Annotated in this window: 14 protein-coding genes and 1 riboswitch; of the genes, 8 read left to right on the top strand and 6 right to left on the bottom strand. The window is 72.4% G+C overall.

The features are described 5' to 3' along the window. Position 1: 1 nt before the first annotated feature. From BLV63_RS03460 to amiA, 4 genes are all read right to left on the bottom strand, one after another. Entirely contained in the window at positions 2–1,468 is a 1,467-nt protein-coding gene (locus BLV63_RS03460; protein WP_066216109.1) for a YcaO-like family protein, read from the bottom strand. Further along, positions 1,465–2,520, bottom strand: coding sequence for a CocE/NonD family hydrolase (locus tag BLV63_RS03455; RefSeq protein ID WP_169795533.1), 1,056 nt, complete (start codon positions 2,518–2,520; stop codon positions 1,465–1,467). The genes BLV63_RS03460 and BLV63_RS03455 overlap by 4 nt, the downstream gene beginning before the upstream one ends. A gap of 20 nt (positions 2,521–2,540) precedes the next feature. Next, positions 2,541–3,293: a hypothetical protein gene (locus tag BLV63_RS18600; RefSeq protein WP_066216105.1), complete on the bottom strand. Its 753-nt coding sequence runs from the start codon at positions 3,291–3,293 to the stop codon at positions 2,541–2,543. A gap of 97 nt (positions 3,294–3,390) precedes the next feature. Beyond that, positions 3,391–3,492 carry a streptamidine family RiPP gene (gene amiA, locus BLV63_RS18895; RefSeq protein WP_243874664.1) on the bottom strand — a complete coding sequence of 34 codons (102 nt, stop codon included), beginning with the start codon at positions 3,490–3,492 and terminating at the stop codon, positions 3,391–3,393. A 96-nt stretch (positions 3,493–3,588) separates the two neighbouring features. On the opposite strand from amiA, the gene BLV63_RS03445 reads away from it, so the two are divergent. The 8 genes from BLV63_RS03445 (at position 3,589) to BLV63_RS03410 (ending at position 12,036) form a co-directional block, all read left to right on the top strand. Then, entirely contained in the window at positions 3,589–4,833 is a 1,245-nt protein-coding gene (locus BLV63_RS03445; protein WP_066216104.1) for a YncE family protein, read from the top strand. Continuing rightward, positions 4,830–6,818 carry a prolyl oligopeptidase family serine peptidase gene (locus BLV63_RS03440; RefSeq protein WP_139244634.1) on the top strand — a complete coding sequence of 663 codons (1,989 nt, stop codon included), beginning with the start codon at positions 4,830–4,832 and terminating at the stop codon, positions 6,816–6,818. Before BLV63_RS03445 ends, BLV63_RS03440 begins: the two co-directional genes overlap by 4 nt. Before the next feature lie 231 nt (positions 6,819–7,049). Next, entirely contained in the window at positions 7,050–8,582 is a 1,533-nt protein-coding gene (locus tag BLV63_RS03435) for an FAD-dependent oxidoreductase (RefSeq protein WP_066216094.1), read from the top strand. Positions 8,583–8,757: 175 nt separating this feature from the next. Then, positions 8,758–8,864, top strand: a riboswitch (SAM riboswitch). An 8-nt stretch (positions 8,865–8,872) separates the two neighbouring features. Continuing rightward, positions 8,873–9,370 (top strand): DUF1737 domain-containing protein, encoded by a 498-nt coding sequence (locus tag BLV63_RS19200; RefSeq protein WP_373277867.1) that lies wholly within the window; start codon positions 8,873–8,875, stop codon positions 9,368–9,370. Then, entirely contained in the window at positions 9,367–9,768 is a 402-nt protein-coding gene (locus BLV63_RS03425) for a rhodanese-like domain-containing protein (RefSeq protein WP_066216093.1), read from the top strand. The genes BLV63_RS19200 and BLV63_RS03425 overlap by 4 nt, the downstream gene beginning before the upstream one ends. A gap of 3 nt (positions 9,769–9,771) precedes the next feature. Then, entirely contained in the window at positions 9,772–10,977 is a 1,206-nt protein-coding gene (locus tag BLV63_RS03420; RefSeq protein ID WP_066216091.1) for an O-succinylhomoserine sulfhydrylase, read from the top strand. Positions 10,978–11,219: 242 nt separating this feature from the next. Beyond that, entirely contained in the window at positions 11,220–11,483 is a 264-nt protein-coding gene (locus BLV63_RS03415; RefSeq protein WP_066216089.1) for a WXG100 family type VII secretion target, read from the top strand. Positions 11,484–11,772: 289 nt separating this feature from the next. Then, positions 11,773–12,036 (top strand): hypothetical protein, encoded by a 264-nt coding sequence (locus tag BLV63_RS03410; RefSeq protein WP_066217507.1) that lies wholly within the window; start codon positions 11,773–11,775, stop codon positions 12,034–12,036. Between the two features lie 107 nt (positions 12,037–12,143). Here BLV63_RS03410 and BLV63_RS03405 read toward each other — a convergent pair whose 3' ends face one another. Then, on the bottom strand, positions 12,144–13,013 hold the full coding sequence (locus tag BLV63_RS03405) for a transglutaminase family protein (protein ID WP_066217505.1): 870 nt from the start codon (positions 13,011–13,013) through the stop codon (positions 12,144–12,146). Further along, positions 13,010–13,936, bottom strand: a complete 927-nt coding sequence (locus tag BLV63_RS03400) for an alpha-E domain-containing protein (RefSeq protein WP_066217503.1) — start codon at positions 13,934–13,936, stop codon at positions 13,010–13,012. Before BLV63_RS03400 ends, BLV63_RS03405 begins: the two co-directional genes overlap by 4 nt. Positions 13,937–13,979: the final 43 nt, after the last annotated feature.

The following is a 13,979-nucleotide window of genomic DNA, read 5'->3' as shown; positions in this document are numbered from 1 at the left end:
GTCACATGTGGGGCGGCGGGACGAGGGTGAAGTCTTCGGGCCGGTGCGGGGCCGCGTCCCGCCAGCCGCGGTCCAGCGCCACCTGAGCGAAGCGCGGGCAGCCCAGATAGGCGAACGCCGCCGGAGCATTCGGCACCAGTCCCCCGACGACGGCGCGCACCACCCGCAGGCCGGTCTGCGCGACGTCCGCGGTGGTCAGGTCCCGGAGGTGGACCGGGTGCCCGGCCTCCCGCAGGCGCGCGTGCACCTCCGGCAGGGCGACGCCGTCCAGGGTGTCGATGTCCACGAGGCCGAGCTCGGGCGCCATGAACCGGGAGGCGAGGTGGTGCACCCGGGGATCCAGCCACAGCTGCACGTGGGCGCCGAGGTCCCGGACCGCAGAGAAGTGCTCACCGGCGTCGTCCAGGTAGGCGCGGTCCTCGCGATGGTCCAGATAGAGGCCGCGCGCCATGAGGCCGGCCTCCACCGCCTGGAAGACCCAGCCGTCGGCGTCCTGGCAGCCCTGCGTGTAAATCCAAGTGTGGACCGCTTCGAGGACCGCTTTCCGGGCGGCCTCCGCGGGGTCGGTGCGGCAGGCGAACCCGGCCGCGTAAAGGCCGGTGTCCGGGTCGTGCACCAGGGCGGCGACGCACGGCGCGAACTCGCTGGGCATCTCCACCACCCAGTACTCCAGCCGGCAGCCGGCCATGTCTTCGACGAGGCCGGGGACCGACTCGGGCCGGATGCCCCGAACGGGGCCGCCGAGGTGCCACCACAGTTCCAAGGCGTCCCGCTCGATGACTTCGAGCACCGCCCGGTCGGCGGCGTCCTGGAATCCCTGGCCGGTCGCGATCCCTGCGTAATTGAGGTGGTGCACGCGCGGCAGTTCACGGAACCGGCGCTGCCGCCAGTTCAGGTACACGAGACTCGCGGGCAGCCAGCAGTCGGCGGAAGCGGACGGCGCGGCGCCCTCCGCCGCGGTGGATGGTCCAGCGGCGCTGGGCGGCGCGGGTTGCGGGGCGCCACCGGGCTCCGTCGTCGTGCAGCGGACCCACAGGGTGCGGACGTCGTCCTCGAGGTTGCGGTACGGGAACCCGGTCCGCGCCTCCTGCCAGGGCGCGAAGCGGGGCAGCGTGTCCAAGGGCGCGTGGCGGAGGCCCTGCGCGCGGAGTTCGGCCGCGGTCGCGACGAGGTGGTCGCCGTCGTCGAGATCGGCCGGGATGAAGTTGCCGCAATACCGTTCCATGCCTTCCGCGACGGCCGCGATCCAGGCCTGGCGCTCGTCCCCGAAGGTCGTGCCGAGCGAGACGCGGTCGGCGGGCCAGTCGCCGAGCCAGCGGGCGTCGGAGACCTCGGCGGTCATGGAGGTGTAGGCCGGAGGGGCGTGCTCGGGCGTGAGCACGGGACGGACCCTGCGGATGATCCCGGTCTGTTCGTCGACCAGGGCCTGCAACGGCAACGGGCTGGCGGGAGGGGCGGCGAGGTTCATGGGGTTCGGGCTCTCTGCTGTGGTGGGTGAAGCGGCGATGAGGACGGTGTGGCCGGGAGCTCGTCACGGGCGACGGGCCTCCAGGCGGGCCCGGTGGGGTCCGGGGAGCCGGGGTCCCGGGAATCGAACGCCCAGGTGCGGGCGTGGTCCGGCGGGGCCTCCGACCAGGACCTGATCCGATGGAGCAGGCCGCCCGCCGCCCGCAGCGCGGCTTGCCGGCGCGGTTCCAGATCCGCTGCGAGCCGGTGACCCCACGGCCCCCAGAGCAGCTCCGTCCTGCCTTGCCCCCAGGCGCCGGCGAGGCGGAGCGTCTCCGCGGCGAAGAAGTCCCGGCTCCCGCCGATCACCAGGAGAGGCGTCCGGAGCGACCCGTAGCGGGCCGTGAGATCGAGGGGACTCGCCACCCAGAGCCGCCGCCAGGCCGCAGTGGCGCCCGGACCGTGGACACCGTCCTCGACGACACTCAGCACCCCGTGCCGCCGGGCCTGGTCGCAGAGCCGGTCCAGCTCGTCGTCCGGGAGCGGCGGACCGGATTCCCGGGCGAAACCGTGCTGATGCCACCAGCCGATCCGGTCCCGCAGCCGCGGGCGCCCCTGGGGATCATGCGCGGTCTCGAACAGGCCGAGCGCGGGCACCATCGCCACGACGGCGACGGCGGGTTCGGACCTTCCCGGAACGGCTTCGCCGGGGTCCCCCAGCTCGAGCGTCCGGGCGGCCTCCAGCGCACAATGGGCGTCGTAGGACGCGCCGGCGAGCAGAACCCGGCCGCGCAGCATGCCCTGTGACGCCAGGCACCGGACGGTCGCGGCGCCGTCGTCGCCCTCGGAACGGTAGGGGCGCCACTCGCCCTCGGAGCCGTACCGGCCCCGGACGTCCTGCACCACCACGTCGAATCCGGCGCGGTTCCAGGAGGCGGCCTGGGCGCGGTGCCGGGCGCGGCCGTAGGGGGTGCGGAGGAGGACGGTTCCGCGGCTCCGCCCTGTCGTGTCGGGGCCAGACCACGGGTAGTGGTCGGCGAGCAGGCGGCAGCCGTCGGCAAGCGTGACACTCACCGTGCGAGGAGAGGCTTCCGTCACCGCCGCCTCCCCGGATGGGGCGCCGGTTCGGGATAGGCGAGGACGAGATGCCCCGTGGCGAGAAGAGTGGTGGTGTCCAGGCGCCAGAGGGTGCGGCGGTGCTCGTCGAGGGCGGGCGTGTGGTGCTGCCAGTCGGTCAGCACGGTCAGGAGCCGCGCGAAGAAGAGGGTGACGGCCGCCGTCGGCAGACCGTCGAGGAGGTCCCCGGGCTGCTGGCGGCCGAGCCAGGTCTCCAGCTCGGCAGGGGCGGACGACGCCGCGAGTCTGCGGCGCAAGACCTGGCGGGAGTCGGGGTCGCCGTCGTGCAGCCGCAAGGGGTCGATGAACAGGAGGCCGCCCTCGCGGTAGCAGCGCAGCACGCCGGTCCCCGCCGCGGGGAGCCGGTCGGCCAGGCCCCGCTCGCCGGGCGTCTCCGCGACGTGCAGCAGGAGGCCCGGCAGGTGGCCGGGGAGGGTCAGTGCGTCGGGAGTGACGGTGCGGAGCCGGAGCGCGGAGCCCGGAAGCTCGGCCTCCAGCATGCGGGTGAAGGCCTCGGCGGCCAGGATTCCGACGTCCGTGCGGCCGGCCACGGGGGCCGTGCGGGCGCGACGGCGGTCCTCCAGCTCGCCGCGGACGCGCGCTTCGAGGGCCGGCCCGAGAGCGTCGGCCCCGTCGCGCTGCTCCGCCAGGCGCAGGAAGGTCCCGTCCTCGGTGCGCACGGTGGTCCGCCCCTGGACTTCGAAGGCGTCGACGGTATGGATCGTGGGCATGGTCCCTCTTCGCGCGTGGTAAGTGACGGGTCCGGCGGGCCGTGCTCCCGGGGGCGGGCTGCCGGCCGCCCGCCCCCGGTCAGTGCTCAGCCGAAGCTCAGTCGAACGGGTTCTCGACCAGAGCGTTCGAGTGCGTCGCGGAGAGGTGCGCGAGCTGTTCGGTCTCTTCAACATCAACCAGGACCTTGGTGTTCTCCATGGCTGGTCTCCTTTCGGTGTGGGTGATCGCTGCCGTGCGGCAACATCGACAGGCTATCGTTAATGAGAATCATTCTCAAAATCAGAAAGAACCGCCATGTCTTCAGAGCTTCTTCTCGTCGCCGACCAGCACGCCGGCGCCGTCCACTTCCTCGACCCGGCCACCGGCGCCGAGGTCGCCCGGCTGGACCATGTGGTGCTGGCCGAGCACGCCGGCGTGCTGGGTCTGGGCGGCGGACGCTGCGCCTTCGTGGACGACGGCGGCGGGGCGGTCGTCGTGGTCGACCCGTTCCGCCGGGGCGCCCCGTCGGACGACGGGGTTGAGCGGATCCCGGTCGCGATTCCGGGAGAACACCTCGCCTGCGACCCCACGGGCAGATACCTCGCCGTCACCACCGGCCTCGGCGCCTCCTGGGAACCGTGGAGCGATCTGCTCACCGTGATCGACCGCGACGCCGACGGCGGCCCCCGCTCCCGCCGCATCCGCACCCGGCCCGGGGAGCCGGGAGTCGTGGTGACCGGCGTCCCCGGGGAGCCGCGCGTCGTGCTCCGGCACCGCGAACCCGGGGCGATCGAATCCCTGCCGTTCCACGCCGTGCTGGAGCAGGGGGTCCACTGCCCTCCGCTGCGCGGTGAGATCCTGGACGGCTTCCCGGCCGACGGTCACGGCGACGCCTACGACCCCGTCACCGGGACGCTGTACGTGGCGACCGGGCGAGGCCTCGAACGGGTGGACGTCGACGGGCCGGAGCCGCGTCCGCTCGGGGTTCTGCCGTGGATCGCGCCCGGTCGCGCATACTTCCTGCGGTTCGACCCGGAGCGGCGCCTCCTGGTGGCCGTGCTGCGGGACGGAGGCGGGAATCCCCGCGAGTGGACCTCCTGGGCCAACCACCTGTGGGTCCACGACCTGGGCTCCGGCCGCACCCGGACGGCGCCGCTCGACGACGGCCTGATCTTCCGTTTCGCGCTGACGGCGACGGGGGTCGCCGTCGCGTCGGTGCACCCGGACGGGGACCGGCTGACCGTCCTCGACCTGGGCGGGCCGGACAGCCCGGACGGCCTCCCGGTCCGGGGCCGCTGGGAGCTGCCCGCCATGGACCACGCCCCGCGTCCCGGGCACGAGCCCTGGGACGACGCCGACCGGCGGGCCATCGCCGCCTCCCCCTCCTCGGAGCTCGTGGCCGTCACCCGGGGCGGTCACGGCGAGCTGCACCTGGTGGACACCGCCGCCCCGGGAACGGCGTGGCGCACGGTTCGGATGGACGGCCCGCTCCGCGACGGCGGTCACTTGGCGTGGCTCTCGGCCTCGGCCGACGCACCCGGGGACACGGTGGGCCGGTGAACGGCATCCCGGGTTCCGGCCCAGGTCAGGAGCGCTTCCGACGGCTCCTGCGGCGCTGGGACGCCAGTCCGCGGCAGGGGATCCCCCAGCTGTCCGGGGACGTGGCGGTGTTCCTCTGGCGCGGCCGCGACGACCCCCAGCCCGCGCTGCACGTCGCCTCCACGACCTCGCTCCGGAACGCGTGGGACCTGCGCTCCGGACCGCCCCCGGCGACGTCTCCGGGCACGCCGTTGCCCACTCCGGACGGACTGCTGGTGCGGGGATTCGCCCTCGCCCCGGACGGGTCACACGTGGCCGCTCTTCTCAGCGGCGTGGGCGAGGAGCTTGCACGGGTCTGGCTCCTCGCCCCGGACCGTCCCGCCCGGCCGCTCCTCGGCGCCCGCTCCTGGCACGCCGTCCCCGTGTGGACCCACGGCGGGGAACGGCTGTGGGTCCTGGACGGCAGTCCCGGCGCGCAGCGGCTCGTGGCCTGGCTCCTGCGCGACGCCGAAGAGGGAACCTCACCGTCCGCGACGCCTTCCGTCGTGCCGTTCCCCGACGGCCTGGCCGGCGACCTCCCGGGGCGTCGCCTCACCCTCGGCGCCGACGGCGAGGCGCTCAGCCTGAGATCCCGGGCGCCCGGGCGCCCCGAGCAGCAGTGGACGCACGACGGCGGCGCCTGGGTTCCGCTGGACGTCACGGGCGCGGCCGGCGGCCCGGGGTCTGCGGCGCCGCCGCCCGTTCCGTCGAGACCGGGGGCGGAGCCGGCGTCGACGCCGACGCCGAGGTCGATGCGGGCCGCAGAGCGTCCCGACATAGAGCAGCCGGGTTCTAAGCAGCCGGGTTCTGAGCAGCCGGGTTCCGAGCGCGAGCTGGCCCGGCTCGCCACGGCCACGGGAACCCTCCGCGCGGTGGAACGCGATGGCGTCACGACCGTGGACCTTGAGGGATCCGAGCTGGTGCGGCTGGGTCCGGCCGAGCGGCTCCAGGAGCTGTCCGTGAGCCGGACCGCGGCCGGGGACCCTCCGGACGGGACGCTGTGGATCCGCACCGCGTCCCCCGAACGACCGTCCGCCGTCGTCTGTCTTCCGCTTCCGCACCAGCCCGGCGGACCGCCCCTCACCGCGCCGCTCCAGGCACCCATCGGGCCGCCGGGTGCGGCGCGCGCCCGGCCACGCCTCACCGGCGCCCCGGAGGACATCGTCCATCGGCGGCTCCTGGCCACGGCGGATGACGGGACTTCGATCCCCCTCATCGCCTCCGTCCGGGCGGACGCGCTCGGACCGGACGGCCTGCCCCGGAGTCCGGCGCCACTCCTGCTGAGCTGCTACGGCGGCTTCGGGGTCCGCCATCACCCCGAGGCCGAACCCAGTGTGCCCGCGTGGCTGGAGGCCGGTGGCGTCCACGTCGCCGCCCAGCTGCGCGGGGGCGGCGAGCTGGGACCCGCGTGGCACGAGGCCGGCCGGGGCTCCGGCAAGACGCGGACGGTCCGGGACCTGCTCGACGTCGCGCGTTTCCTCGCCGCGGAAGGCTGGACCACCCCGCGGCGGACGGTCGCGGTGGGGGCGTCGCATGGGGGCTTCGTCGTGACGGCCGCCGCGCTCCGGGATCCATCCGCCTTCGGAGGTGTGATCGCCGTGGCCCCGCTGCTGGACATCGTGGACCTGGACCGGCACGGGCTGGGAGGGCAGTGGCGCCACGAGTTCGGGGCGGACGGGGAATGGCCGCCGGAGGAGCGCGCCGCGGCGTCGCCCCTCCACGTGCTCCGCCGGACCGGACGCCTGGACGAGGCCCCGGCCCTGCTGTGCTGCGTCATGGGGCGGGACGAACGCGTCGACAACGAGGCGGCCCGCGAGTTCGTCCGGCTCTACCGGGACCGCGGCGGCCAGGCGTGGCTGCGTGAGGAGGCGGACTCCGGGCACGGGCAGCGGCGGGCCTCGGACGTCCTGGACTTCTCGGCCACGGTGCTCGCGTTCGCCCGGGCTGTCGCGGACCGGGACGCCTGACGCGCCTTCACCCACGGATTCGTGGTTCACCCCCTGAAATTTCCGGGGGTGAACCACGAATCCGTGGGTGATCCCATCACCTCGCTGACATCGCCGCCCGTCGAGGGGGGTGTTGCATTCCCCGGCCCCGGCCTAGCGTGGAAGAGAGGGGCGATGCCCCGCCGCCGCCGTCGGGAGCACGGCGCAGCACCCGGTGACGGTGGTTCCATCCGATCGAGGAAGGGGAACACCATGACGTCACTCTGGCTGGACCGGCCACCGATCGAAGGAGCCGGGGAGTTCGTCCCGGAGGCCCGCTACGACACCGTGGTCGTCGGCGCGGGACTGAGCGGGCTGGCGACCGGACTGCTCCTGGCCCGTGGCGGCCAGCGCGTCGCGATCGTGGAGGCCCGCGCCGTCGGCTCCGGCACCACCGGCAACACCACCGCGAAGCTGAGCCTCCTGCAAGGCACCCGGCTGTCCGCGCTGCGGGACCGCCACCCGCTGAGCCTGGTCGAGGCGTACGTCGAGGGCAGCCGGGAGGGCCAGGCCTGGCTCCTCCGCTTCCTCGAGGAACAGGGCGTCCCCTTCCAGCGGCGTGACGCTTACGTCTTCTCCGTGACCGACGACGGCGCGCGCCAGCTGAGCGCGGAGCTCCAGGCCGCGCGGGAGGCCGGGCTGGACGTGGCGGAGGCTGCGGCCACGGAACTGCCGTTCCCGATCACGGCCGTCCTCCGCCTCGACAACCAGGCGCAGTTCGACCCGATGGACGTGCTGGACGCCATGACCCGGGACTTCCTCGCCCACGGCGGGCTGCTCCTGGAGGGGACGCGCGTCCACGACCTCGAGGAGGAGGACGGTCTCATCCTCCGCACCTCCCGCGGCAGACTCCTGGCCGATCAGGCCGTGCTCGCCACCGGCATCCCGTTCCTGGACCGCGGCGGCTATTTCGCCCGTCTCCACCCCTCGCAGTCCTACGCCGCGGCGCTCCGGCTGCCCCCGGGCACGCCCGTCCCACAGGGCATGTACCTCTCCGTCGAGACGCCTGCGCGGTCGCTCCGCAGCGCCCCGGGCGACGACGGCGAACTCCTCCTGATCGGAGGCAACGGCCATGCGACGGGCAAGGAGCCTTCGCCCCAGGCCCGTCTCGACGAGATGCTCGACTGGGGCCGGCACCACTTCGACGGAGCCGAGGTCACCCACACCTGGTCCGGCCAGGACTACCGTTCGGCGGACCGCCTGCCCTACATCGGACCGATGCCGTTCGGCGGAGGCCGGATCTTCGTGGCCACCGGGTACGACAAGTGGGGCATGAGCACCGGCATGGCGGCCGGGCTGGCCCTCAGTGCCGAGATCCTGGGCGGTCGGATGCCGTGGGCCGAGGCGCTGCGGGACCGGCCGGCCACCAGCCCGGGGCTGCGGTCCGGGCTCGCGCAGAACGCCGCGGTCGCCGTCGACTGGGCCAAGGACTGGGTCAGCTCCCGGTTCCTCTCGCCGCCGGACGCCCACGAGGTGGTGCCCCGGGAAGGCCACGGCGTGGTGGCGCACGACGGCGGCAGGCCGGAGGCGGTTTCCACGGTGGATGGACGCACGTGCCGGCTCTCCGCGGTCTGCACGCACCGCGGCGGGATCGTGCGCTGGAACGACGCCGAACGCAGCTGGGACTGCCCCTTGCACGGGTCCCGGTTCGCCCCGGACGGCACCGTGCTCCAGGGTCCGGCGACGCGGGATCTGGTGGTCGATTCCGTGGCCACCGGTGCCGCGACCCACGAGCCGGAGGAGTGAACCCTGCGCTTCTCGCGTGGTTCACCCACGGAAACGTGGTTCACCCCCTGAAATTTACGGGGGTGAACCACGTTTCCGGGGGTGATTCCGTCAGCACGGCCGGCCCGGTTTCATGACACAAGATGAAGGCTCCCGTCATACTTCTCCCCGGGGCCTGGTGCTAGATTTTTTGCAGAGTAACGAGCACCGGTGACAAGCCCTGACTGACCGGTCGGCAACCCTCCAGACGCGGCGGGGTGCCTCAGGTGACTACTCGGCATGTGTCAACTGCAAGCGCGAAGGAGCCCCACTTGCCTGCCCGCAAAGAACCCACGTCCGCCCCCGCCGGAACCACCGGCGCCGCCAAGGCCACGACGCCCCGGAGCACCGCGGCCAAGCCCGCCACCCGGGCTCCGCGCACCACCAAGGCCACGGCCGCCAAGCCGGCAGCCGCCAAGGCCTCCCCCGCGAAGGCCGCCACGACGACGGCGACCGCCCCCGCCGCCGAGCAGGCCGCTGTGGCTGCGCCCGGCGTCGCGCCCCAGGACGTGACGGCCGAAGCGCCAGCCCGCCTGCCCTACCGCCTCCTGACCGGCCCGGACACCCGCGAGTTCTGCGAGCGGGTCTCCGCCGCCCTGGCCGACGGGTACATCCTGTACGGCAGCCCGTCCGTGACCTTCAACGGGGAGACGGTGATCGCGGCTCAGGCCGTCGTCCTGCCGTACGCGCCGCCCGCACCGCCGGCCCCCGTGGTCGATCCGTACGCCGTCCCCGCCACCGGCTTCGCCCCCTACGGCGGTGCCCTGTGAGCTACGCGGGTGACCTGACGCCGCAGCAGGCCTGGGACAAGCTCAAGGACGGCGCCATCCTCGTGGACGTGCGCACCGAGGCGGAGTGGGCGCACATCGGCCGCCCGAAGGCCCCGTCCGGCGACCCCCTGTTCATCCAGTGGAACCTGGCCGGCGGCGTGCCGAACCAGGGGTTCCTCACGGAACTCGCCGAGCAGGCGCCGGAGGCGGGCACCGCGGACCTCGTGTTCCTGTGCCGTTCCGGGCAGCGGTCGATCGCGGCTGCGGAAGCCGCGACAGCGGCGGGCTGGTCCGCGTACAACGTCCTGGAGGGCTTCGAGGGCGTCCCGGACCGGTACGGGGAGCGCACCGTGAACGGCTGGAAGAACAGCGGCCTGCCGACCACCATCGGAGCGTGAGGCATGGCGTTCAATCCTGAGGCCGCATCCTGGTCGCCGGCCACCCAGGCGGTGCGAGGCGGCTTGGACCGCACGGGCTTCTACGAGACCTCCGAGGCGTTGTTCCTGAACTCGGGCTTCGTCTACGACTCGGCCGAAGCCGCCGAACGAGCCTTCACGGGTGAGGACGAGCGCTTCGTCTACTCCCGGTACGGCAATCCGACCGTCGCCACCTTCCAGGAGCGGCTGCGGCTGCTCGAAGGCACCGAGGCGTGCTTCGCGACGGCGTCCGGCATGTCCGCGGTGTTCACCGCTCTCGGCGCGCTGCTCGCAGCCGGGGACCGCGTGGTCGCGGCACGGTCGCTGTTCGGGTCCTGCTTCGTGATCCTGAACGAGATCCTGCCGCGCTGGGGTGTGGAGACGGTGTTCGTCGACGGGCCCGATCTGGAGCAGTGGCGTCAGGCCCTGGCCGTGCCGACGCAGGCGGTGTTCTTCGAATCGCCGTCGAACCCGATGCAGGAGATCGTCGACATCGCCGCGGTCAGCGAGCTCGCGCACGCCGCGGGCGCCACCGTGGTGGCCGACAACGTCTTCGCCACCCCCATGCTGCAGCGGTGCACGGATCTGGGGGCCGACGTCGTCGTGTACTCCGGGACCAAGCACATCGACGGCCAGGGGCGTGTCATGGGCGGCGCGATCCTCGGGACCAAGGAGTTCATCGACGGGCCCGTGAAGAATCTCATGCGGCACACGGGGCCGTCGCTGTCGAGCTTCAACGCCTGGGTCCTCACGAAGGGTCTGGAGACGCTGGACATGCGCGTGCGGCACTCGTCCGCCTCCGCCCTGACGCTGGCCGAATGGCTCGAGCGGCAGCCCGGCGTGAACTGGGTGAAGTACCCGCTGCTGCCCTCGCACCCGCAGTTCGAGCTGGCGCAGCAGCAGATGAGCGCCGGCGGCACCGTGCTGACGTTCGAGCTCGCGCCACTGCCTGGCGGGACGGCCAAGGATGCCGCGTTCACGCTGCTCAACGGCCTGAAGATCGTGGACATCTCGAACAACCTGGGCGACTCCAAGAGCCTCATCACACACCCCGCGACGACGACGCACCGCGCCATGGGCCCGGAAGGCCGGGCCTCGATCGGGCTGGGTGACGGTGTGGTGCGCCTGTCGGTCGGGCTGGAGGATGTGGACGACCTGATCCGCGACTTCGAGCAGGCGCTGGCGGACTAGCGACCTGGAATGCGGGGTCAGTTGATGCCGCGTGATCGCTGATCATGCGGCATCAACTGACCCCGCATCACGTCCGGGCCGGGTCGCGCCCCGCCTTATAGCCCAGCCGTGCTATAACGACTCCGGTCATGGGGAGCGCTCCATGGGTACCCCTCCCCATCGACTGTTGGTGCGCGGTCCGGATAGCTTTGAGTCAACAGAAACCGGGCAGGCCGGGTTCACCACGAGCAAGGAGTAAGACAATGGCAGTTTGGGGTGCAGACGTCCAGCAGCTTCGGGCACTGGGTAAGAAGCTCGAAGCAGGCGCACAGACCATCGACGAGCAGCGCAACCAGCTCACCAGCGCACTCAACGGCGTCCAGTGGATGGGCCCGGACGCGGACAAGTTCAAGAACGAATGGCAGTCCCAGCACGTCCCGGCCCTGAACAAGGTCGCCGAAGCACTGCGCACCGCCGGCAAGAACGCCGCCAAGAACGCCCAGGAACAGGAAACCGCTTCCCACTAAGCGGCCCACCCCACCCTGGTGGGGAAACCTGGACCCACACCCACGGCGGGCACCCCACACACGGGGAGCCCGCCGTCGGGCGTTTAAAACACACCCCCTCCCCCGCGAGAGAACAGCTGGTGCCACTAAAACCCCGCCAAAAGGGCATCAGCTGTTCCTTCGCGGAGTCGGGAGGCGAACTGGCCGGCATGGGGAGCGCTGCCCATCGACTCCGGGGCCGGGGCTGCGTACCGTGATCGCAGGATCCCCGGCCGCGACAGCCCCCGGGCAGAACAGCAAGGAGAAGGTCATGGCCGTTTGGGGCGCGAATGTCGAGCAGCTCAGGACCCTGGGCAAGAAAATGCAGAAGGGCGCGGACGTGCTGAACGACCAGCGCACCAGCCTGTCCTCCAGCCTGAACAGCACGCAGTGGATGGGCCCCGACGCGGAGAAGTTCCGCTCCGAATGGGACTCCACGCACGCCCCGGCGCTGTCGAACGCGGCGCACGCCCTGAGCGTCGCCGGCACCGCCGCCGCCCGCAACGCCAACGAGCAGGAGCAGGCCTCCCACTGACGGGTCGCCGCGAGGGAACACGTCGTGCCCCGAAATCAGCGCGGAGAGGGCACCATCTGCTCCCTCGCGGCGGACGCGCGACGACGGCGGGAGGCCCCGCCCGCCCCCTACGCCCGCACCGAGTCCCAGGTCAGCCAGGTCATATCCACCGAGACCTCCAGCCGCGAACCCCCGCCACCGGACAGGATGCCCTTGAGCGGCGCCACGTCGCGGTAGTCCCGGCCGCGCGCCACCACCACGTGGAAGTCCCCGGCGGCCTTGTGATTGGTCGGATCCCAGCTGTGCCAGGCGCCGTCCCACCATTCGAGCCACGCATGAGACTGGCCCGCGACGGTCTGCCCCGGGTCGGCCTCGGCCCGCGGGTGCAGGTAGCCCGAGACGTACCGGGCGGGGATCCCGAGACTCCTCAGGCAGCCGATGGCCAGGTGCGCGAGGTCCTGGCAGACCCCCTGCCGCTGGGCCCATGCCTGCGCCGCATCGGTGTGCACCCCGGTGCTGCCGGGCATGTACGTCATCTCGCCCCGCAACCGGGAGAACACCTCCTCCGCGGCGGCCTTCGGCGTCGGCCGTCCGGCGAGCGCCGCCACCAGTTCCGTCGCCTCGTCCCCCGGCGCCGACAGGTCCGTCTGCGGCAGATGGTCGCTGAACTCGTCCTGCACGCCGCGGCTGGACAGCTCGGCCCAGCCCAGCGGCTCGCCGTCGGACGCTGGTGCCTGTTCGCGGTTCACGTCCACCGTGGCACTGGCCACCACCTCGAGCCACTCATGGGGTTCGTGGACCTCGAAGGTGGTCACCTGTGTGCCCCAGTAGTCGGCGTACCGGGATTGGGTGGCGCCGGGCCGCTCGACGGTGACGCGGGAGCCGAGCACCGTCTGTCCGGGTTCCGTGGGCGGCGTCATCCGCGCCTCGTTGTAGCTGACCAGCACCGGCTTGTTGTAGTGGTACCCGGTGCGGTGCACGATCTTCAGACGTGTCATGACAGTTCTCCCACCCATGCCTGCTCCTCGCGGGCGCTGTAGTACCTGCGGGCGATCTCCTCCGAGGCCCGCGCGACGGAACGCTGGATGCGCTCCATGTGTTCCGGCAGCTCGTCCATGAGATTCTCACTGCGGTGGAACTCCAGGAACGTCCGGGCCTGCCCCACGATCCTCCGGGCGTCGTTGAACGCCCCGGACCGCTGATCGGTGGGCTCCAGCAGTGCCAGGGCCTCGTCCGCGTTCTTGAGCGAGTAGACGATCGAGCGCGGGAACTGCCGGTCCATGAGCAGGAATTCGGCGGCGTTGCGGTCATCGAATGCGGCGCGGCGCGTGCGCAGGAACGACTCGTACGCCCCGGCACAGCGCAGCATGTTCACCCAGGACACACCCGCCGGGTTGGCGTCGCACGTGGCGAGCATCCGGGCGGTCATGTCGGCGCGCTCCAGCGACCGGCCCAGGACCATGAACAGCCAGCTGTCGTCGTGGCTCATGGTGCTGTCCGTCAGGCCGCTCGTGGTGGCCGCCCGCTCGATCACCCATTGGCAGAACCGGTACGTCCCGGCGACGTCCTCGCGGTGCCGGCTGAGCCCGAAATACGTCGTGTTGAGGCATTCCCAGAGGCTCGTGGAGACGGTCTCCCGGGCCCGGCGGGCATTCTCCCGCGCGGCTCCGAGGGCCCCGGCGATCGACGTCGGGCTCGACCGGTCGTAGGCGAGGACCCGCAGCAGCTCCGGCAAGGTGATGTCCTGACGGTCCAGGGGCGACCCCATGACCTGCAGCAGGTCCCGGGCCACCTGTTGCTGCTGCTCCGGCGGCAGATGGTTGAGGCGTTCCAGGTGGACGTCCAGGATCCGCGCGGTGCCATCCGCACGTTCCACATAGCGCCCGATCCAGAACAGCGATTCGGCGATCCGGCTCAGCATGATGTCCTCCTGACGTGCGGCGCGGAAGGGGATTGACGACGAC

The sequence above is a fragment of the Arthrobacter woluwensis genome, from assembly GCF_900105345.1.
Lineage (GTDB): Bacteria > Actinomycetota > Actinomycetes > Actinomycetales > Micrococcaceae > Arthrobacter_E > Arthrobacter_E woluwensis.
Note: the sequence above shows the minus strand (reverse complement) of the source record. Positions and strands in the feature narration are given on the sequence as shown.